This window comes from Pseudomonas sp. Leaf59, from assembly GCF_920984685.1.
Taxonomy (GTDB): Bacteria; Pseudomonadota; Gammaproteobacteria; order Pseudomonadales; family Pseudomonadaceae; genus Aquipseudomonas.
The window spans coordinates 42,488-60,804 of the sequence record NZ_CAKLBR010000010.1 but is presented as its reverse complement, the minus strand read 5'-3'; the positions used below and the strand labels follow the sequence as shown (position 1 = coordinate 60,804).

Sequence of the window (18,317 nt, the reverse complement as noted above, 5' to 3'; positions counted from 1 at the left end):
CTGATGGCCTCATCGGGAGCAAGCCCCCTCCCACATTTGAATGTGTTCGCACAGCAACTGTGGCAGGGGGCTTGCTCCCGATAGCGGTCTCACATTCAGGGCATCACTCCATGACACAACACAGTGATCTGTTAATCGTCGGCGCCGGCATCCTCGGCCTGTCCCACGCCTACGCCGCCGCCAAGCGCGGCCTCAAGGTCAAGGTGTTCGAGCGCAGCGCCACGCCGCTGGGCGCCTCGGTGCGCAACTTCGGCCAGGCCCTGGTCACCGGGCAGCCGCCAGGCACGATGCTTGACCTGGCACGCGAAAGCCGCGCCATCTGGGGCCACTGGGCCGAGGTTGCCGGGCTGCAACTCAAGCGCAATGGCGCGTACCTGTTCGCCCGCACCGAAGCCGAAGAGCACCTGCTTGAAGCCTTCTGCGCCGGGCGTGCCTGTCAATACGGCTACAACGTCGAGCTGTTGCAGGGCGCCGCGATGCGCGGCCTCTACGACGGCCAGTTCCGCCATCACCGCGCCGCGCTGCATGGCAAGGACGATCAGCAGCTGTATTCGCGCGAAGCGATCCCGGCGCTGATCCACTACCTCAGCCAGGCGCTGAACGTGGAGTTTTATTTTTCCACGCTGGTGCGCGACGTCGAACCCGGCCAGTTGCACAGCACGGCGGGGAGTTTTCGCGGTGAGCAGATCATTGTCTGCTCCGGCCACGACTACCAGACCCTGTTGGCCGAGCCGATCGCCCAACTCAACCCGCATATCTGCCGCCTGCAAATGCTGCGCGCCCGGCCTGCGCGCAATCTGAACCTGCAACATGCCTTGCTCACGGGCCTCAGTTGTGTGCACTACGGCGCGTTTGCCGACTTGCCCGAAGCCGCGCCGGTGCAGGCGCAGATACTGCGCGAGGCGCCGCACCTGCATGAACACGGCATTCACCTGCTGATCAGCCCTACGCCCCATGGCGAACTGATCATCGGCGACTCCCACGACTACGGCAGCGATGCCTCGCCGTTCAATGCCGAGCAGGTCGACGACTGGCTGATCGAACTGTCCGAGCAGACCCTGGGCTGCAAGGTCCAGGTGAGCGAACGTTGGCAGGGCGTCTATGGCTCGCGGGGGCCGGGTCCGTTTTCATTCCTGCGCACGGCACCGGGCGTAAGCGCGGCATTGATGCACACCGGCGTGGGCATGAGCGTGGGCCCGGCGCTTGGCGAGCGCAATATCACCACGTTGTGGGGGGAGGCGTGATGGACCGGGAGCAGGCGATAGCCGAGGTATTCGGCCTGTACGAGCAGCACGGCACGGCGGATTACATCGGCGAGCCGGTGTCGCAGCTCGAGCACATGTCCCAGGCCGCGCAACTGGCGATGGCCGAGGGTTTTGACGATGAAGTGGTGCTGGCGGCGTTCTTCCACGATATCGGCCACTTGTGCGGGCAGGGCGGCGAGAACATGGGCGGTTATGGCGTGCTCAGCCATGAGCGACTGGGCGCGGACTACCTGCGCCGTGCCGGTTTCAGCGAGCGCCTGGCCCGGCTGGTGGAATACCACGTGCAGGCCAAGCGTTACCTCACCTTCAGTCAGCCGGGTTATTACGCGCGGCTAAGCGAAGCCAGCCGGCGCACCCTGGCTTATCAGGGCGGCGTGATGAGCGCCGAAGAGGCGCTGGCCTTTGAACAGGACCCGCTCTGCGCGGTTAGCCTGCGCCTGCGTCATTGGGACGAGCAGGCTAAAGCCGTGCAGGTGCCGGTACTCGACCTCGACCTGCTCAAGGTCAAGGCACGGCAGGTGTTGGCGGGCTAGGGCTCGTCCAGTCGCCCTGCCAGGGCTTCGACCTGTTCGTGGCGTTCGGCCTGGCTCAGTCTTGCGCCGGGGTTGAGGGACGACCATTGCGGGTAGGCGCGGGCCTTGTGCAGTGCGTCCGGCAGCTTGCCTTCGCGCCAGGTTTTGTCCTGGGGCGTGTCGACCTTGATGCTGTGCATCGCCGCATGGCCGCGCAGGTTCAGGGCCTTGAGCAACTGGCGCTGGCGCAACGCGAGCAGACGCAGCACGCTGTCGTCGACGGTCAGTTCGCGCTGGCCCTTGATCTTGCCCAGCAGGCGGCTGCCGTAGCTGCGTGCGGTTTGCAGCGCGCCGCCGGCAATTGCGCCGGCAAGCGCGGCGGCGCCGAGGGTCAGGCCACCGACCAGTAAATCCACGCCAGCACCCGCTGCTGCGCCGGCAGCGATCCCGCCGCCGACGCGCACGCCCAATTGCTTGAGGGTTTGCGGGTTGAACAGGTCATCACCCCAGCGCCCGTCCAGCAGTGGCAGGTCGCTGGCGGCGGCGTCCTGGGGGCGGAAGCCGAACAGCTTGAGCAACGCCTCCACGCATTTTTGTTCGCGCTGGCGCACGGCTTTGCGCAGATCGCCGACGGCTTGCTGCTCATCTTCGGTCACCACGCTGCGTCGGCATGCGGCGCAATCAATCAACAGCTCGGCGATCAAGCGGGCGGCGCTTTGCTGGCGGGCCTGGCGTTGGGCGTCCTGGTCGAGAATCAAGCGTTCCAGTTGTGGTCGAGCGTTTTCCAGCAGCAGGGCCAGGCTTTCGTACAGGCGGCGTTCACCGTCTTCGGGCGGCGCCACGCTGTCGAAACGCACCAGCGCATGCAGGCCGAGGCGCGCCAGGGCTTCGCGCCAGTCGGGCTCGCGGTGCTCGCTGCTGCTGACAAAATTGAGCACCGGCAGCAACGGTTTGCCGCAACTGGCCAGCACCTGCAGCTCATCGCGGTACTTGGCCAGCACCGGCTCGCGGGCGTCAATCACATACAGGCCGGCGTCCGAGGCCAGCAGTTGGCGCAGCACCTTGGCCTCCTGTTCGAAACGCTGGCGCGCTTCGCTGCCGTCGAGGAAGCGGGCCAGACGCGCCGGGCCATCGAGGCGTTCGCCGGGACGGTCGAGGCGTTCCAGATAGTCGAGCAGGGCGATGGCATCTTCCAGGCCAGGCGTGTCGTACAGCTCCAGCAAGGCTTCGCCATCCACCGACAGGCGCGCGCCTTCCACATGCCGCGTGGTGCTGGGGCGATGGGAGACCTCGCCGAACCCCACGTCACGGGTGAGGGTGCGCAGCAGCGAGGTCTTGCCCACGTTGGTGTGGCCGACCACGGCGAGTGTCAGCGGTTTAGTCATGACCGGTCTCCAGCCAGTTCAGTGGCGCGCTGTCGGCGAAGGGCAGTTCCAGCTGTTGCAGCGCGCTGTGCCAATCGCCCAGGCGCTCGGCGTCCAACGCCTGGCCGGGCGGCGCTTGCAGCAGCCACACGCGGGTGGCGGTGGCACTGCGCGCCAGTTCAGCGATCAGCGCCAGGCTACCGCGATCCGGCGAGCGGCGCGGGTCGCAGGCGATGGCCAGGCGTGCGGGCGGAAAGCGCGTGAGTTGTTCCAGCAGCGTGTTGCGCGATTCGCGGCTGTCGAGGATGCCAGCGTGCTTTACGTTGGCGGGCAGTTTGGGCGGCCAGCTGCGTTGATCGTCCAGTTCGATGGCCACCAGCAGCGCGCCGTCGCTCGCCAGGTCGCTGATGCCGCCGGTGATGTGATGCAGCTGTTGCGGCGCGGCATCGTTGACCCCAAGGCGCTCGCTGCTCGGCATCAGCCGCTCGCGCAGTTGACTGTAGCCGGGCAGGTTGAGGTCCAGGCTCAGGGCGGCGCGCCCGTGTTTCCAGCGCCACAGGCACAGCAAAGCGAGGACCAGTCTTGGCAGCACGCCGTACACCAGCAACACCCCGACCAGCCAGGCAGCCCAGGCCTGGCGGGCGCTTTCGATATTCAGCGCGGCGTCGCCGCTGGCGCGGATCATCTCGACGTTCGGCACGTTGAAACCGAGCGCGGCGGGCGCGGCGCCAAGGGCCTGGGTCACGGCGACAAAGCTGTCGGCACTGAGGATGGTGGTTTCCCACACGAAGCCGTAGCGGCGGGTGGCGAGCAGTGTCAGCACAATCACCAGGGCGCTGAGCAGGGCCAGCAGCCACAGGCTGTTGACCAGCACGCCGACTGCCCAGCGATTGAGTTTGCGGCGTTGCAACAGCAGCAACAAGGCGGGCGCCAGTTGGGCGACCCTGGCATCGCGTGCAAGTTTTTCGCTGAGCCACAGCCACAGGCGCCCGAGGCTGGCGCTGTGTTCGCCGGCAAACAAAAGGCCCAGTGCCCAGCTCATCAACAGGATCAGGTTCAAGCCGAGCAGGCTGCCCAGGGCCCAAAACACATTCACGGGTACAAGGCCGTTACCCAGCGCGGCAAACCCCAGGCCGGCGCCGCTGATCACGGCCACGATGGCCAGCAATACCAGCGCCAGACGCGCGCCTTGCAGCCAGCGGGTGAGGGCGGCGCTCAGCCCGTCGCGCTCGGCCAGGTGCAGGGCGCGGTGCACAATACGTGTCGGCAGGTCGCCACCGGCCGCGCGGGCCAAGCGGTTGGCTTCGAGGTCTTCCAGGGGGCCGGCGTGTTCTTCGCGCAGGCGCACGGCTTCCGTCAGCCAAAGTTTTTGCAGGGGGGTCAGTGCTGTCACGCGCGGTCCTGTTGAACAAGTGAGCCTGGAGCATAACCGCAGTCTGGCGGGTCTGGTATTCTCGTCGCCATGAAAAAAACTCTCCCTTTAAGCCTGATCGCAGCCCTCGGTGAAAACCGCGTGATCGGCGTCGACAACAGCATGCCCTGGCATTTGCCGGGGGATTTCAAATATTTCAAGGCCACCACCCTGGGCAAGCCGATCATCATGGGGCGCAAGACCTGGGATTCCCTGGGCCGACCGTTGCCGGGGCGCTTGAACCTGGTGGTCAGCCGTCAGACCGACTTGGCGCTCGAAGGTGCGCAAGTTTTTCCGTCGCTGGAAGCGGCGGTGCAGTGCGCTGAACAATGGGCGCTGGCGCAAGGTGTGGACGAGCTGATGCTGATCGGCGGCGCGCAATTGTATGCGCAGGGGCTGGAACAGGCAGATCGGCTTTATCTGACGCGAGTGGCGCTGAGCCCGGAGGGGGATGCGTGGTTTCCCGAGTTTGATCGCAGCCAGTGGACGCTGGTGTCGACTGTCGAGAATGCGGCTGAGGGGGAAAAGCCGGCGTACAACTTCGAAGTGTGGGAAAAAGCCTGACTTGCAAAAAAAGGCTTCTTGCGCCACTGTAATGACTAATGTCTTTACAGTGAGGGCTGCCTGATGGCCTCTATCAACGTACGTATCGATGACGAACTGAAGGCTCGTGCTTATCACGAGCTGGAAAAGCTCGGCGTCACCCCATCGGAATTAATGCGTCAAGCCTTGCAGTACGTAGCAGAGCGAGGCCAATTACCGTTCAAACCAGTCCTTATGACTGAAGAGGATGAAGCATTATTGGCAACCGTTCGGGAGCGGCTGGCAGTACCGCAGCGAGTAAAGGTTTCGTTGGATGACCTATGAACTCGAGTTTGATGCACGAGCTTTGAAGGAGTGGCACAAACTGGGCGATACCGTTCGTCAGCAGTTTAAAAAGAAGTTGGTTGAAATATTGATCAATCCACGCATTGAGGCCAGCCGTCTGCATGGTTTGCCCGATTGCTACAAAATCAAGCTCCGCAGCAGCGGCTATCGATTGGTCTATCAAGTGATAGATCGGGAGATCACGGTGTTCGTGGTGGCTGTAGATAGGCGTGAGCGTGATGAGGTTTACCGAAAAGCGGCTGATCGTTTGAGCTAGCAGGGAGTGATGAACTCCCTGCCAGCTTATTTCGTCAGGCCTGCGCTAACTCCGCATGCTCATCGGCCTCCAGCAAGGCCTTATCCGTCTGCCCCATGATCTGGCTGGTAATCGCGCCGGCCGTCATTGAGCCGTTCACGTTCAGCGCCGTGCGGCCCATGTCGATCAGCGGTTCCACGGAAATCAGCAGCGCCACCAGTGACACCGGCAAGCCCATCGCTGGCAATACGATCAACGCGGCAAAGGTCGCGCCGCCGCCCACCCCAGCCACACCGGCCGAACTCAAGGTCACAATCGCCACCAGGGTTGCGATCCACAGCGGGTCCAGCGGGTTGATGCCCACGGTTGGCGCAACCATTACCGCCAGCATCGCCGGGTAGAGACCGGCGCAGCCGTTCTGGCCGATGGTCGCGCCGAACGAGGCGGCAAAGCCGGCGATGGATTGCGGGATGCCCAGGCGACGGGTCTGCGCTTCAATGCTCAGCGGAATCGCCGCCGCGCTGGAGCGGCTGGTGAAGGCAAAGGTCAGCACCGGCCACACCTTGCGGAAAAACCGCAGCGGGTTGACCCCGGCCAGCGACAGCAGCACGCCGTGCACCACAAACATCAGGCCCAGGGCCAGGTACGACACCACGACGAAGCTGCCGAGCTTGATGATGTCCTGCAGGTTGGAGCTGGCGACCACCTTGGTCATCAGCGCCAATACACCATACGGCGTCAGTTTCATCACCAGGCGCACCAGGCGCATCACCCAGGCTTGCAGAGTGTCGATGGCGTTGACGACCTTGCGGCCTTTTTCCACGTCGTCCTTGAGCAGTTGCAGCGCGGCAACCCCGAGGAACGCGGCGAAGATCACCACACTGATGATCGACGTTGGTTTGGCCCGGGCCAGGTCGGCGAACGGGTTGGCCGGCACGAACGACAACAGCAATTGCGGGATATTCAGGTCGGCGACCTTGCCCGCGTAATCGCTCTGGATCACTTGCAGGCGCGCCATTTCCTGGGTGCCGGCCACCAGCCCTTGGGCGGTGAGGCCGAACAGGTTGGTCAGGCCGATGCCGATCAATGCCGCAATTGCCGTGGTGAACAGCAGCGTACCGATGGTCAGGAAGCTGATCTTGCCCAGGGACGAAGCGTTATGCAGGCGCGCCACGGCACTGAGGATCGAGGCGAACACCAGCGGGATCACGATCATTTGCAGCAGTTGCACGTAGCCGTTGCCGACCAGGTCGAACCAGCCGATCGAGGCCTTGAGCACAGGGTGCCCGGCGCCGTAGATGGCGTGCAATACCACACCGAACGCAACGCCGAGCGCCAAGGCAAACAGCACCTTTTTCGCCAGGCTCCAGTTCGTGCGACGGGTTTGTGCCAGGCCCAGCAGCAGGGCCACGAACACCAGCAAGTTGAGGATCAGGGGCAGATTCATTGAAGCTCCAATGAGAAGGCAGCCAATCGCGAGAGCCTGCGATTGCGAACCGGGAAGGCTAACACCTTGAAATATATTGATTTAATACCGATATGGAATGGTGACTGTCGTTTTTGGAATAAGCATGTGACGTTCAGGCGTATGTGTCTGCCGCAATCACGATGTGCACGGTCGTGCACGACATGGGAACTGTCACAGGGATTTGTTAGGGTCGGTGTCTTTCACTCAGGGAACCAACGCCTATGAAGCTCGCGCCGAAACTTCTTGCCGCCGCACTTTGCCTCGGTCTCGCCAGTCAGGCGTTCGCCGCCACCGAGTTGAAACACTGGCCTGCGCCGGCCGCCAAGCAATTGAATGAAATGATCGCGGCCAACGCCAACAAGGGTAACTACGCGGTCTTCGACATGGACAACACCAGCTACCGCTACGACCTCGAAGAGTCCCTGCTGCCCTACATGGAAAACAAGGGGCTGATTACGCGTGACAGTCTCGACCCCTCGCTCAAGCTGATGCCGTTCAAAGACACCGCCGAGCACAAGGAAAGCCTGTTCAGTTACTACTATCGTCTGTGCGAAGTGGACGACATGGTCTGCTACCCGTGGGTGGCCCAGGTGTTCTCCGGCTTCACCCTCAAGGAGCTGAAGGTGCAGGTGGATGAGCTGATGGCGTCCGGCAAACCGGTGCCGGTCAGCTATTTCGAAGGCGACGTGGTGAAGAAATCCGAGGTGCAGCCGCCGAAGGTCTTCACCGGCCAGGCCGAGCTGTACAACAAGCTGATGGAAAACGGCATCGAGGTGTACGTGATGACTGCCGCGTCCGAGGAGCTGGTGCGCATGGTCGCGGCCGATCCGAAGTACGGCTACAACGTCAAACCCGAAAACGTCATCGGCGTGAGCACCCTGCTCAAGGACCGCAAGACCGGCGAGCTGACCACCGCACGTAAACAGATCGCCGCCGGCAAGTATGACGAGAAGGCCAACCTTGGCCTGGAACTCACCCCTTACCTGTGGACCCCGGCGACCTGGATGGCCGGCAAGCACGCGGCGATCCTCACCTACATCGACGAATGGAAAAAACCGGTGATCGTCGGCGGCGACACACCGACCAGCGATGGCTACATGCTGTTTCACGACGTGGACGTGGCCAAGGGCGGCATCCACCTGTGGATCAACCGCAAGGACAAATACATGACCCAACTGAACGGCATGATGGCCAAGCACGCAGCGGCGCAGGCCAAGGAAGGGTTGCCGGTGACGGCAGACAAGAACTGGGTGATCGTCAAGCCTGACGAGATTCAGTAACTCCGGGTGTACACAGGCAACTGTGGGAGGGAGCAAGCCCCCTCCCACATGTTTGATCCTCATTGCCCGGGGACTTTCTCCAGGCAAAAAAATGCCCCGCAGCTGGCGGGGCATTTTTTGGGCGAGCTTACAGGCCGTCGAGCATCGCCTTGTTACGCACCGCGCCCTTGTCGGCACTGGTGGCCAACAGCGCGTAAGCCTTCAAGGCGGTGGTGACTTTGCGCGGACGCTTCTCCACCGGCTTCCAACCCTTCTTGTCCTGCTCGACCCGGCGTGCCGCCAGTTCTTCATCGCTGACCAACAGGTTGATCGAGCGGTTCGGAATGTCGATCAGCACCTTGTCGCCATCCTGCACCAGGCCAATCGCGCCGCCGGCAGCTGCTTCCGGTGAAGCGTGGCCGATGGACAGGCCCGAGGTGCCGCCGGAGAAACGGCCGTCGGTGAGCAGGGCGCAGGCTTTGCCCAGGCCCTTGGATTTCAGATAGGACGTGGGGTAGAGCATCTCCTGCATGCCTGGGCCGCCTTTCGGGCCTTCGTAGCGGATGATCACGATATCGCCTTCCTTCACTTCGTCAGCGAGGATGCCACGTACCGAGCTGTCCTGGCTTTCGTAGATCCTGGCGCGACCTTCGAACACATGGATCGACTCATCCACGCCGGCGGTTTTCACCACGCATCCGTCGACGGCGATGTTGCCGTACAGCACGGCCAGGCCGCCTTCCTGGGAATAGGCGTGCTCGACGCTGCGAATGCAGCCGTTTTCACGGTCGTCGTCCAGGGTGTCCCAACGGGTCGACTGGCTGAACGCGGTCTGCGTGGGGATACCCGCCGGGCCGGCCTTGAAGAAGTGATGCACCGCTTCGTCGTCCGTCTGGGTGATGTCCCATTTGGCGATGCCTTCGGCCAGGGATTTGCTGTGCACGGTCGGCAGGTCGGTGTGCAGCAGGCCGCCACGGGCCAGGGAGCCGAGGATCGAAAAGATCCCGCCGGCGCGGTGCACGTCTTCCATGTGGTACTTCTGGATGTTCGGCGCGACCTTGCACAACTGCGGCACGTGGCGGGACAGACGGTCGATGTCGCGCAGGTCGAAATCGATCTCGGCCTCTTGAGCGGCGGCCAGCAAGTGCAGGATGGTGTTGGTGGAACCGCCCATGGCGATATCCAGGGTCATGGCGTTTTCGAACGCCTTGAAGTTGGCGATGTTGCGCGGCAATACCGACTCATCGTTCTCGGTGTAGTAACGCTTGCACAGCTCGACGATGGTACGGCCGGCCTGCAGGAACAACTGCTCGCGGTCGCTGTGGGTGGCCAGTGTCGAACCGTTGCCCGGCAAGGCCAGGCCCAGGGCTTCGACCAGACAGTTCATCGAGTTGGCGGTGAACATGCCAGAGCACGAACCGCAAGTCGGGCAGGCACTGCGTTCGTATTCCGCGACCTTCTCGTCAGAGGCGCTGGAATCGGCGGCGATGACCATGGCGTCCACCAGGTCGAGGCCGTGGGAGGCGAGTTTGGTCTTGCCGGCTTCCATCGGGCCGCCGGACACAAAGATCACCGGAATGTTGAGGCGCAGGGCGGCCATCAGCATGCCAGGGGTGATCTTGTCGCAGTTGGAGATGCACACGATGGCGTCTGCGCAGTGGGCGTTGACCATGTATTCGACGGAGTCGGCGATGATCTCGCGGCTCGGCAGCGAATAGAGCATGCCGTCATGGCCCATGGCGATGCCGTCGTCCACGGCGATGGTGTTGAATTCTTTCGCTACACCGCCGGCGCGTTCGATTTCGCGGGCGACCAATTGGCCCAGGTCCTTGAGGTGCACGTGGCCGGGCACGAACTGGGTAAAGGAGTTGGCAATCGCGATGATCGGCTTCTTGAAGTCGTCATCCTTCATCCCCGTGGCACGCCACAGTGCGCGCGCGCCGGCCATGTTGCGGCCATGGGTGGATGTTTTCGAGCGGTAATCTGGCATGGAGCACTCCGGGCGGCTAATCAGGTTCTTGAGGGGAGTGAGCTTCTATGGACGTCTGACACACTCAGAAAATGGCTGTGTGCGCAAAAGTTGCCTCTCGCGTTGCGGGATCGCCGCATGCTGGGCCTTGAGCTCATAAACCCGCCGGGGGATGACTGGCGATGAATAGCGCCGATTCTACACCGCTGGGGGTTTGAGGGAATGGCCCGGATGTGAAGATAGCGGCTACAGGACGTGCGGACGATCACGGATCAGCGCGTTCAAGCCGAGCCCGACGGCGCTGAGGATTAAGAAGCAGAGGGCGAGGGCCGTGGTCAGGTTGGCGCTGGCCAGGTTGACCACCAGGCTGATCAGGCCGCCGCACATGAAAATCAGCAGGCTGCCGGCGGAGGTCGCTGTGCCGGCGAGCTGCGGGTAGAGCGTCATGGCCCTGGAGTTGGCGATGGGGCGACAAATGGTAGTGCCGGCGGTGCAGATCAGCATGGGGATTAAAACGGCGGCGGCAGACAGGCCCCATTGCCAGGCCAGCCAGAGCATGACCAGTCCCGAAAAAGCGATCAGCAACAGGCCTGCGTTGATCTGCCTGTCGCCGGTCATCCTGCGGTGCAGGATGCTGGCCATGACGCCGCCCAATACGTAAGCCGCGCCGTACAGCAGTAGTGCCCAGGCGAACTGATAGGCCGAGAGGTTCAGGCGCTCCATGAAGATCACGGGTGACATGACGATAAACGAGAAATGGCAGGCAAAAGCCAGGGCGGAAATCAGCCAATAGCCGACGAAACGAAAGTCGGAAAACAGCAGCCAATAGCCGCTGAAAAACTGCCGCAATGAAGGGCGATGAGTGCTGCGCGAGTCGTGCATCAGGCGTGCAGACCAGAGCCATACCGCAGTGGCGAGCATGATGAAGACATAAAAACTCGCCTCCCAGCCGCCGTAAAGTTGTAGCCAGGTGCCCATCAGCGGCGAGCTGGAGATGAAAATCCCGCCGGCGGTGGTCATCCATATTCGAATTCGCTCCAGCTCCCGGCCCGCAAACACGTCCTGGATCAGCGCCTGCGACAAGGCGAACGCCCCGCATCCCACCGCTTGAAGCACGCGAAAGCCGACAAACCAGCCGAACGTCGGGGCCAGCAAGCAACCCACTGCGCCGGCTGCTGACACAGCGATGCCGATCAACAACAGTTTTTTGCGACCGAACATGTCGGACAACGGCCCGATCAACAGCAGCGAAACGGCCAGGCCCAGGGCGAAAATGCTCACTGATTGAGCAACCTCGGAAGGTGTTGTGTGAAATTGACTGGACAGCGCGGGGAAGGAGGGGAGTACCACGTCGAGTGGGAAGACCGCGAGCAGTGTCATGGTCATCAGTAGCGTGACGAAGGATGTTTTTTGCGTAGTTGATGCGAGTGCAGACATGGGGGTTTTCCGGTTTAAAACCAGAGACCGATAGTAGTCTGCGAAAAATCGAATTCAATCAAAACCGGGTGGGAAGCTTCCCTGATTCGCGTAGTGCGCAGCCGTAAGAAAAATCTTCATGGCGCCACATAAGCAGATGTGGGAGCGGTTTGCTCCCACATTTGATCTGCGTTCTATCAGCTGTTAGGCAGCAACCGGCACGTAATGCTCTTGATATACCGCGTCTCGACAATCGCCGGGTGCACCGGGTGGTCCGGGCCCTGGCCGCCGCGTTCGAGCATCTGGATGTTGCGGTCCAGGTGGCGGGCGCTGGTGAGCAGGATGTTTTGCAGGTCGTCTTCCGGCAGGTGCATGGAGCACGAGGCGCTGACGAGGATGCCGTCCTTGCTGAGCAGGCGCATGGCTTGCTCGTTCAGGCGGCGGTAGGCGCCTTCGCCGTTTTTCATGTCTTTTTTGCGTTTGATGAAGGCCGGTGGGTCGGCGACGATTACGTCGAAGCGTTCTTCGCTGGCTTTGAGTTCTTTCAACGCCTCAAAGACGTCGCCTTCGATGCAGGTCATCTTCTCGGCAACGCCGTTCAGCGCAGCGTTGCGCTCCACGCCGTCGAGGGCGAAAGACGAAGCGTCGACGCAGAACACTTCGCTGGCGCCGAACGCGGCCGCTTGCACGCCCCAGCCGCCGATGTAGCTGTACAGGTCGAGCACGCGTTTGCCCTTGGCATACGGGGCCAGGCGCGCGCGGTTCATGCGGTGGTCGTAGAACCAGCCGGTCTTCTGGCCCTGGATTACCGGGGCTTCGAATTTCACGCCGTTTTCTTCCAGCGCCACCCACTCCGGCACCAGGCCGAACACGGTTTCGACGTAGCGGTTAAGGCCTTCGGCGTCGCGCGCGGCGGAGTCGTTCTTGAACAGGATGCCGCTGGGCTTGAGCACTTGGGTCAGCGCGGCAATTACGTCTTCTTTGTGGGCTTCCATGGTCGCTGACGCGATCTGCACCACCAGAATGTCGCCGAAACGGTCGACCACCAAACCTGGCAGCAGGTCGGAATCGCCGTAGACCAGGCGGTAAAACGGCTTGTCGAACAGGCGATCACGCAGGGACAGGGCGACGTTGATGCGGTGCACCAGCAGGGATTTGTCCAAAGGCAACTTGATGTCACGGGACAGCAGGCGGGCGCAGATCAGGTTGTTGGGGCTCATGGCCACGATGCCCAGGGTCTTGCCGCCGGCCGCTTCGAGGATGGCCTGGTCGCCTGCCTGGAAGCCGTTGAGTGGGGTGGCGGCCACGTCGATTTCGTTGCTGTAGACCCACAGGTGGCCGTTGCGCAAACGACGATCGGCGTTGGCTTTGAGACGCAGGCTTGGCAGGGACATGACGTCGCTCCGGAAAAAAGAGCGGGAGTATACCGTGTTGTGTAGGAACTCGCCCCGCCGCCGGACATGTGGGAGCGGTTTCAGTTCGGTATTTGGGTGTCGGCGAAGTCTTCATAAAGGTTAGAATCGCCGCCTAGCCCAGAGTATGTACTTATGTCCCAAGAGCTTTCCGCCGAGCAGATCCAGCAGGCCCTGCAAGGTATCAGCGTACCGCCCCAACCGCAGATCATGGTGGATTTGCAGATGGAGCAGTACATGCCCGATCCGGACCTGGGCGTCATCGCCCGGTTGATCGCCCAGGACCCTGGCCTGTCCGGCGCGTTGCTGAAAATCGTCAACTCACCGTATTACGGCCTGAGCAACAAGATCGCCTCGATCCAGCGCGCGGTGAACCTGCTGGGCAGCCGCTCGATCATCAACCTGATCAATGCGCAGTCGATCAAGGGCGAGATGAGCGATGACACCATCGTCACCCTCAATCGCTTCTGGGACACCGCCCAGGACGTGGCCATGACCTGCCTCACCCTGGCCAAGCGCACCGGCTCGCAGACCGTCGATGAAGCCTACGCCCTGGGCTTGTTTCACGATTGCGGCGTGCCGCTGATGCTCAAGCGCTTCCCCGACTACATGACGGTGCTCGAGCAGGCCTACGCCAATGCCGGCCCCGACTGTCGGGTGGTCGACACCGAGAACAACGCGTTCAACACCAACCATGCGGTGGTCGGCTACTACACCGCCAAGTCCTGGCGCCTGCCGGAGCATGTGACCGACGCTATCGCCAATCACCATAACGCCCTGGCGATTTTCAGCGATGAGTCGTCGCACACTCCGCAGCTTAAAAACCTGCTGGCGATCCTGAAGATGGCCGAGCACATCTGTTCCTCTCACCGCGTGCTGGGCGGTCAGGCAGAAGACCATGAGTGGAATGCCATCGGTCACCTGGTGCTCGATTACGTCGGCCTGTCGGACTACGACTTTGAAAGCATGAAGTTGTCGATCCGCGAGCTGGGCGCGAACTGACCCGTCAGCCAAGAGGTACACATGCCCGAGTTACCCGAAGTCGAAACCACCCGTCGCGGGATTGCGCCGCACCTGGAAGGCCAGCGCGTCAGTCGCGTGGTGGTGCGCGAACGGCGCCTGCGCTGGCCGATCCCGGAGGACCTGGATGTGCGCCTGTCCGGGCAGCGCATCGTGGGGGTGGAGCGGCGGGCCAAGTACCTGTTGATCAATGCCGAAGTGGGCACGCTGATCAGCCATCTGGGCATGTCGGGCAACCTGCGCATGGTTGAAATCGGGCTGCCGGCGGCCAAGCATGAGCATGTGGATATCGAGCTGGAATCGGGCCTGGCGCTGCGCTACACCGACCCGCGCCGTTTCGGCGCCATGCTCTGGAGCCAGGACCCGCACAACCACGCGTTGCTGCTGAGCCTGGGGCCGGAGCCGTTGACCGACCTGTTTGACGGCGAGCGGCTGTTCCAGATGTCCCGTGGGCGGTCGATGGCGATCAAACCGTTCATCATGGACAACGCGGTGGTGGTGGGCGTGGGCAATATCTATGCGACCGAAGCGCTGTTTGCGGCCGGGATCGATCCGCGTCGGGCGGCGGGCGGTATTTCGCGGGCGCGTTATTTGCAGCTGGCGATCGAGATCAAGCGGGTGCTGGCGGCTGCCATCGAGCGCGGCGGCACCACGTTGCGCGACTTTATTGGCGGTGACGGGCAGCCGGGGTATTTCCAGCAGGAGCTGTTCGCCTACGGCCGGGGCGGCGAGGCGTGCAAGGTGTGCGGGACCGAGTTGCGCAATGTGCTGCTGGGGCAGCGGGCGAGTGTGTTTTGCCCCAGGTGTCAGCGCTGATTGCCGGGTGATGGCTGAGATTGCCATCGGGAGCAAGCCCCCTCCCACATGGGGTCGTCTTCAACTCGGTCCAGTGTGGGAGGCTGCTTGCTCCCGATGAGGCCCTGCAGGGCAACCCAACTGTTCAGGCCTTGCCGGTAATCAACCGGTACTTCTCCATCAACTGCTCTTCAGTTTCAGGGTGGGCCTCATCCAGCGGAATGCAATCCACCGGACACACCTGCTGGCACTGCGGTTCGTCGTAGTGGCCGACGCACTGGGTGCACAGGTTGGGGTCGATCACGTAGATCTCTTCGCCCTGGGAAATCGCAGCGTTCGGGCACTCAGGTTCGCAGACGTCGCAATTGATGCAATCGTCGGTGATGATCAGGGACATGGAAACTCCTGCCAGGGCTGTCAGCCAAGGCAACTGAAAACGACTAATGCGCGCAATTGTGCCGCATTGGCGCCCGCAGTGCGAGCGCACATGACCTGCGGCAATAGGCGAGAGACGCCTGGCAGCCCCTACTTCTTGAAGCGCAGTGTCAGCGCATCCGCCACGGCGGGGTGAACGAACTTGGTGATATCTCCGCCCAGCGCGGCGATTTCCCGCACCAGCGTCGACGAAATGAACGAGTAACGCTCCGAAGGCGTGAGGAACAGGCTCTCGACGTCCGGTGCCAGTTGGCGGTTCATGTTGGCCAGCTGGAATTCGTATTCGAAATCCGACACCGCGCGCAGGCCTCGCAGGAACACATTGGCGTTCTGCTCCTTGGCGAAATGCGCCAGTAACGTCGAAAAGCCCACCACTTCGACGTTGGGCAGGTGCCGGGTGACCTCACGCGCCAGTTCCACGCGCTGCTCCAGGGGAAACAGCGGGTTTTTCTTGGGGCTGGCAGCGACCGCGATGATCACATGGTCGAACAGGCGAGAGGCGCGCTCGACCAGATCGCCATGGCCTTTGGTAATCGGGTCGAAGGTTCCTGGATACAACACTCGGTTCATCGCGTCGTCCTGGCGGAGTCCGTTGGGGAACCGGATGGTATCGCAGCCATCCCGGTCGGGAAAGTCAACTTATGTAGATACATACCGCTGATCGGCGGTATTTTCATGCCGTTTTCAGACGTTCGGCCAACGCCGTCGCCAGTTTGGCGCTCAAGCCGTACACCGATAATTGCGGGTTGGCGCCAATGCTGGTGGGGAACAGCGAGCCATCGTGGATCGACAGATTGCGCAACTGGTGATGGCGTCCGAGGCTGTCGGCCACCGCGTTTTTCGGGTCTTCGCCCATGGCACACCCGCCCATCACATGGGCGCTGCCCAGGGTGGTCCGGTGCAGTTCCAGGCTCAGTTCGTCAATCATGCGGCGGGCGTCGGCCAGGCTGTTCACATAGCGCGCGTCATGGTGCAGCGGCTTGACCGACCTGGCGCCCGCCGCGAACTGAATCTCGGCCATGCTGTGAAACGCGCGGCGCAGGCCGTCCCAGGCGTAGGGCGAGACCTGATAGTCGAGCACCGGCGTGCCATCACCGCGTAAACCGACGGTGCCTCCCGGGCTGTCGGGGTGAAACCCGTCGCGCAACAGCGCAAGCATGGCGTGGGTGTTGGGTAACTGGCCCATGTCCAGCGCGTTCGCGCTGCCGTAGCCGCCAAACAGTGTGCTGGCCAACCCGGGGTGCAGGGGCGGTGCTTCCAGTTTGTAGGACATTTTGCCGGTAACGCCGTCCTGCCATTGGAAATGGTCGGAATAAATCGACTGCGGCGCGCCGTAGAACGGGTTGATCACCTCATCAAATAGCCCCGCAGAGAAGTTCACCAGGTGCAGAAAGGTGCGCTTGCCGAGCCGCGAATGCGGGTCCGGCGCGTTGGAGCGCATCAGCAGCGCCGGGCTGTTGATGCCGCCGCCCGACAGCACGTAATGCCTGGCTTTCACCGTGATCCTGCGCCCTGTCGGCGCCACGCAACGCTCGTCCATGGCCACGCATTCCAGGCTGCTGATGGCATCGCCGCTGTAGTTGAACTGCTCGGCGCGAGCGAGGTAGAGCAGCTCGCCGCCTTGCTCCAGGGTGGAGGGAATGGTGGTCACCAGCATCGACTGCTTGGCATTCACCGGGCAGCCCATGCCGCAGTAGCCCAGGTTGAAACAACCACGCACGTTGCGCGGGATCACGTGCCAGCTGTAGCCGAGTTTTTCACAGCCCTTGCGGATCACATCGTTGTTGGCGTTCGGCGGCAGTGCCCAGGGCGCAATGCCCAGGCGCTGCTCCATTTTTTCGAACCAGGGCGCCATCTCGCTGCTGCTGTGGCCCGTCACCGCGTATTCGCTGGCCCAGTGGGCGAGGGTGGCGTCCGGCGTGCGAAAGCTGGAGGTCCAATTGATCAGCGTGGTCCCGCCCACGGCCCGGCCTTGCAGGATGGTGATGGCGCCGTCCTTGCTCATGCGTCCGATGCCCTCCTGATACAGGTTGGCGTAGGCCTCGTCCTCCAGCAGCTTGAAGTCGCTGCTGGTCTTGAGTGGGCCTTCCTCGATCAGCAGCACCTTGTAGCCTGCGGCGCTGAGGATCTCGGCGGTGGTGCCGCCACCGGCGCCGCTGCCGATGATCGCGACGTCGGCTTCCAGGCTCAGGTCGCGGTCGAGGGCGGCGCCGTTGTGGGTTTTCCAGCCACGGGCCAGGCCGTCGCGGAACAGATCGGGTACGGGCATAGGTGGGCACTCTTGTTTTTGTTGTGCGAAATTGCGGTCACTGTCAGAGGTGAGGCGGGCCGGGGTAGCCGCAATGGGCCCAGGACGCCGGCCGGAAATACCAGGCCATGATCACCAGCTTGAGCAACGAGCCCTGGCCCATGCGCAGCAGGTTGAGGTAGCTGTTCTCCCAGCGCAGCAGGAAGTGACGGATCTGCTCGCTGCTGGCGTTTTCCCAACTGCCCCAGATGCCGGTCAGCGGGCCGCGGGTAATGCCCATGGCGAGGACGTCGAACAACTGCTGGGTGAGCTTGAACATCTCCGGCGACAGGTATTGCAGGCTGTAATCGAGCTTTTTGAGCGCGTCTTCAATCCCGGCGGCGACCTCCTGAACGCTGGCAACACCGTCGAGCAACACCGGCATCACCGCCCGCAAAAATGGCAGGTCGCTGCTGCGCAGCATCGCAAAGCCGCTGGCCGGGGTGCTGGCGGAGCAGCCGCTGAGGCTGGCGCCTAGCCCTGCGGTAGCCAGGAAAGCACTGGCGCACAGGCCGATTTTCAGGATGCCGCGCCGTGACAGCGCGGGGGAATCAGTCAGGCTGGGGTTCATTGTTATTGTT

The 18,317-nt window shown here is 62.6% G+C and carries 18 protein-coding genes; 8 read left to right on the top strand and 10 right to left on the bottom strand.

Annotated elements, in window-relative coordinates; genetic code table 11:
* The first annotated feature begins 110 nt into the window (after positions 1 to 110).
* Both LUB09_RS12995 and LUB09_RS12990 read left to right on the top strand, forming a co-directional pair.
* On the top strand, positions 111 to 1,244 hold the full coding sequence (locus LUB09_RS12995; RefSeq protein ID WP_231422748.1) for a TIGR03364 family FAD-dependent oxidoreductase: 1,134 nt from the start codon (positions 111 to 113) through the stop codon (positions 1,242 to 1,244).
* Positions 1,244 to 1,798 carry a phosphonate degradation HD-domain oxygenase gene (locus LUB09_RS12990; protein WP_231422747.1) on the top strand — a complete coding sequence of 185 codons (555 nt, stop codon included), beginning with the start codon at positions 1,244 to 1,246 and terminating at the stop codon, positions 1,796 to 1,798. Before LUB09_RS12995 ends, LUB09_RS12990 begins: the two co-directional genes overlap by 1 nt.
* Here the strand turns inward: LUB09_RS12990 and LUB09_RS12985 are convergent.
* Complete coding sequence (locus tag LUB09_RS12985) at positions 1,795 to 3,162, bottom strand: DUF3482 domain-containing protein (RefSeq protein WP_231422746.1); 1,368 nt, start codon at positions 3,160 to 3,162, stop codon at positions 1,795 to 1,797. The genes LUB09_RS12990 and LUB09_RS12985 overlap by 4 nt on opposite strands.
* The gene (locus tag LUB09_RS12980) at positions 3,155 to 4,534 is read right to left on the bottom strand and encodes a DUF2868 domain-containing protein (protein WP_231422745.1); all 1,380 of its coding nucleotides are present in this window, start codon (positions 4,532 to 4,534) and stop codon (positions 3,155 to 3,157) included. Before LUB09_RS12980 ends, LUB09_RS12985 begins: the two co-directional genes overlap by 8 nt.
* Before the next feature lie 69 nt (positions 4,535 to 4,603).
* Here LUB09_RS12980 and LUB09_RS12975 point away from each other — a divergent pair, with 69 nt between their 5' ends.
* The 3 genes from LUB09_RS12975 (at position 4,604) to LUB09_RS12965 (ending at position 5,696) form a co-directional block, all read left to right on the top strand.
* Positions 4,604 to 5,116: a dihydrofolate reductase gene (locus LUB09_RS12975; protein ID WP_209986006.1), complete on the top strand. Its 513-nt coding sequence runs from the start codon at positions 4,604 to 4,606 to the stop codon at positions 5,114 to 5,116.
* 63 nt (positions 5,117 to 5,179) lie between these two features.
* The gene (locus tag LUB09_RS12970) at positions 5,180 to 5,419 is read left to right on the top strand and encodes a type II toxin-antitoxin system RelB/DinJ family antitoxin (protein ID WP_209986004.1); all 240 of its coding nucleotides are present in this window, start codon (positions 5,180 to 5,182) and stop codon (positions 5,417 to 5,419) included.
* Positions 5,409 to 5,696 (top strand): type II toxin-antitoxin system RelE family toxin, encoded by a 288-nt coding sequence (locus tag LUB09_RS12965; RefSeq protein WP_209986002.1) that lies wholly within the window; start codon positions 5,409 to 5,411, stop codon positions 5,694 to 5,696. The genes LUB09_RS12970 and LUB09_RS12965 overlap by 11 nt, the downstream gene beginning before the upstream one ends.
* Positions 5,697 to 5,730: 34 nt before the next feature.
* On the opposite strand, the gene LUB09_RS12960 is transcribed toward LUB09_RS12965, so the two are convergent.
* Positions 5,731 to 7,122: an L-cystine transporter gene (locus LUB09_RS12960; RefSeq protein ID WP_231422744.1), complete on the bottom strand. Its 1,392-nt coding sequence runs from the start codon at positions 7,120 to 7,122 to the stop codon at positions 5,731 to 5,733.
* Between the two features lie 242 nt (positions 7,123 to 7,364).
* Between LUB09_RS12960 and LUB09_RS12955 the strand changes: the two genes are divergently transcribed.
* Positions 7,365 to 8,423 carry a haloacid dehalogenase-like hydrolase gene (locus LUB09_RS12955; RefSeq protein ID WP_209985998.1) on the top strand — a complete coding sequence of 353 codons (1,059 nt, stop codon included), beginning with the start codon at positions 7,365 to 7,367 and terminating at the stop codon, positions 8,421 to 8,423.
* Positions 8,424 to 8,550: 127 nt separating this feature from the next.
* On the opposite strand, the gene ilvD is transcribed toward LUB09_RS12955, so the two are convergent.
* The 3 genes from ilvD to LUB09_RS12940 form a co-directional block, all read right to left on the bottom strand.
* Positions 8,551 to 10,392: a dihydroxy-acid dehydratase gene (ilvD, locus tag LUB09_RS12950; RefSeq protein WP_231422743.1), complete on the bottom strand. Its 1,842-nt coding sequence runs from the start codon at positions 10,390 to 10,392 to the stop codon at positions 8,551 to 8,553.
* 225 nt (positions 10,393 to 10,617) lie between these two features.
* Complete coding sequence (locus LUB09_RS12945) at positions 10,618 to 11,808, bottom strand: MFS transporter (protein ID WP_209985992.1); 1,191 nt, start codon at positions 11,806 to 11,808, stop codon at positions 10,618 to 10,620.
* Between the two features lie 176 nt (positions 11,809 to 11,984).
* Positions 11,985 to 13,181 carry a class I SAM-dependent rRNA methyltransferase gene (locus LUB09_RS12940; protein ID WP_209985989.1) on the bottom strand — a complete coding sequence of 399 codons (1,197 nt, stop codon included), beginning with the start codon at positions 13,179 to 13,181 and terminating at the stop codon, positions 11,985 to 11,987.
* A gap of 153 nt (positions 13,182 to 13,334) precedes the next feature.
* On the opposite strand from LUB09_RS12940, the gene LUB09_RS12935 reads away from it, so the two are divergent.
* Both LUB09_RS12935 and mutM read left to right on the top strand, forming a co-directional pair.
* A complete protein-coding gene (locus LUB09_RS12935; RefSeq protein WP_231422742.1) occupies positions 13,335 to 14,201 on the top strand; it encodes an HDOD domain-containing protein in 867 nt (288 codons plus the stop codon).
* Positions 14,202 to 14,222: 21 nt separating this feature from the next.
* Positions 14,223 to 15,035: a bifunctional DNA-formamidopyrimidine glycosylase/DNA-(apurinic or apyrimidinic site) lyase gene (gene mutM, locus LUB09_RS12930; protein WP_231422741.1), complete on the top strand. Its 813-nt coding sequence runs from the start codon at positions 14,223 to 14,225 to the stop codon at positions 15,033 to 15,035.
* A 124-nt stretch (positions 15,036 to 15,159) separates the two neighbouring features.
* On the opposite strand, the gene LUB09_RS12925 is transcribed toward mutM, so the two are convergent.
* The 4 genes from LUB09_RS12925 to LUB09_RS12910 form a co-directional block, all read right to left on the bottom strand.
* Positions 15,160 to 15,411 carry a YfhL family 4Fe-4S dicluster ferredoxin gene (locus LUB09_RS12925; RefSeq protein ID WP_003213796.1) on the bottom strand — a complete coding sequence of 84 codons (252 nt, stop codon included), beginning with the start codon at positions 15,409 to 15,411 and terminating at the stop codon, positions 15,160 to 15,162.
* A 128-nt stretch (positions 15,412 to 15,539) separates the two neighbouring features.
* A complete protein-coding gene (gene coaD / locus LUB09_RS12920) occupies positions 15,540 to 16,019 on the bottom strand; it encodes a pantetheine-phosphate adenylyltransferase (RefSeq protein ID WP_003234650.1) in 480 nt (159 codons plus the stop codon).
* A gap of 103 nt (positions 16,020 to 16,122) precedes the next feature.
* Positions 16,123 to 17,718 (bottom strand): GMC family oxidoreductase, encoded by a 1,596-nt coding sequence (locus LUB09_RS12915; RefSeq protein ID WP_209985980.1) that lies wholly within the window; start codon positions 17,716 to 17,718, stop codon positions 16,123 to 16,125.
* A gap of 43 nt (positions 17,719 to 17,761) precedes the next feature.
* On the bottom strand, positions 17,762 to 18,307 hold the full coding sequence (locus LUB09_RS12910; RefSeq protein WP_209985977.1) for a twin-arginine translocation pathway signal protein: 546 nt from the start codon (positions 18,305 to 18,307) through the stop codon (positions 17,762 to 17,764).
* Positions 18,308 to 18,317: the final 10 nt, after the last annotated feature.

Coding starts and splice junctions, on each gene's coding strand:
- LUB09_RS12970 (WP_209986004.1), top strand. CDS start 5,180: ATGGCCTCTATCAACGTACGTATCGATGACGAACTGAAGGCTCGTGCT.
- LUB09_RS12915 (WP_209985980.1), bottom strand. CDS start 17,718: ATGCCCGTACCCGATCTGTTCCGCGACGGCCTGGCCCGTGGCTGGAAA.
- coaD (WP_003234650.1), bottom strand. CDS start 16,019: ATGAACCGAGTGTTGTATCCAGGAACCTTCGACCCGATTACCAAAGGC.
- LUB09_RS12955 (WP_209985998.1), top strand. CDS start 7,365: ATGAAGCTCGCGCCGAAACTTCTTGCCGCCGCACTTTGCCTCGGTCTC.
- LUB09_RS12965 (WP_209986002.1), top strand. CDS start 5,409: ATGACCTATGAACTCGAGTTTGATGCACGAGCTTTGAAGGAGTGGCAC.
- LUB09_RS12910 (WP_209985977.1), bottom strand. CDS start 18,307: ATGAACCCCAGCCTGACTGATTCCCCCGCGCTGTCACGGCGCGGCATC.
- LUB09_RS12975 (WP_209986006.1), top strand. CDS start 4,604: ATGAAAAAAACTCTCCCTTTAAGCCTGATCGCAGCCCTCGGTGAAAAC.
- LUB09_RS12960 (WP_231422744.1), bottom strand. CDS start 7,122: ATGAATCTGCCCCTGATCCTCAACTTGCTGGTGTTCGTGGCCCTGCTG.
- LUB09_RS12985 (WP_231422746.1), bottom strand. CDS start 3,162: ATGACTAAACCGCTGACACTCGCCGTGGTCGGCCACACCAACGTGGGC.
- LUB09_RS12945 (WP_209985992.1), bottom strand. CDS start 11,808: ATGTCTGCACTCGCATCAACTACGCAAAAAACATCCTTCGTCACGCTA.
- ilvD (WP_231422743.1), bottom strand. CDS start 10,392: ATGCCAGATTACCGCTCGAAAACATCCACCCATGGCCGCAACATGGCC.
- LUB09_RS12925 (WP_003213796.1), bottom strand. CDS start 15,411: ATGTCCCTGATCATCACCGACGATTGCATCAATTGCGACGTCTGCGAA.
- LUB09_RS12935 (WP_231422742.1), top strand. CDS start 13,335: ATGTCCCAAGAGCTTTCCGCCGAGCAGATCCAGCAGGCCCTGCAAGGT.
- LUB09_RS12940 (WP_209985989.1), bottom strand. CDS start 13,181: ATGTCCCTGCCAAGCCTGCGTCTCAAAGCCAACGCCGATCGTCGTTTG.
- mutM (WP_231422741.1), top strand. CDS start 14,223: ATGCCCGAGTTACCCGAAGTCGAAACCACCCGTCGCGGGATTGCGCCG.
- LUB09_RS12995 (WP_231422748.1), top strand. CDS start 111: ATGACACAACACAGTGATCTGTTAATCGTCGGCGCCGGCATCCTCGGC.
- LUB09_RS12990 (WP_231422747.1), top strand. CDS start 1,244: ATGGACCGGGAGCAGGCGATAGCCGAGGTATTCGGCCTGTACGAGCAG.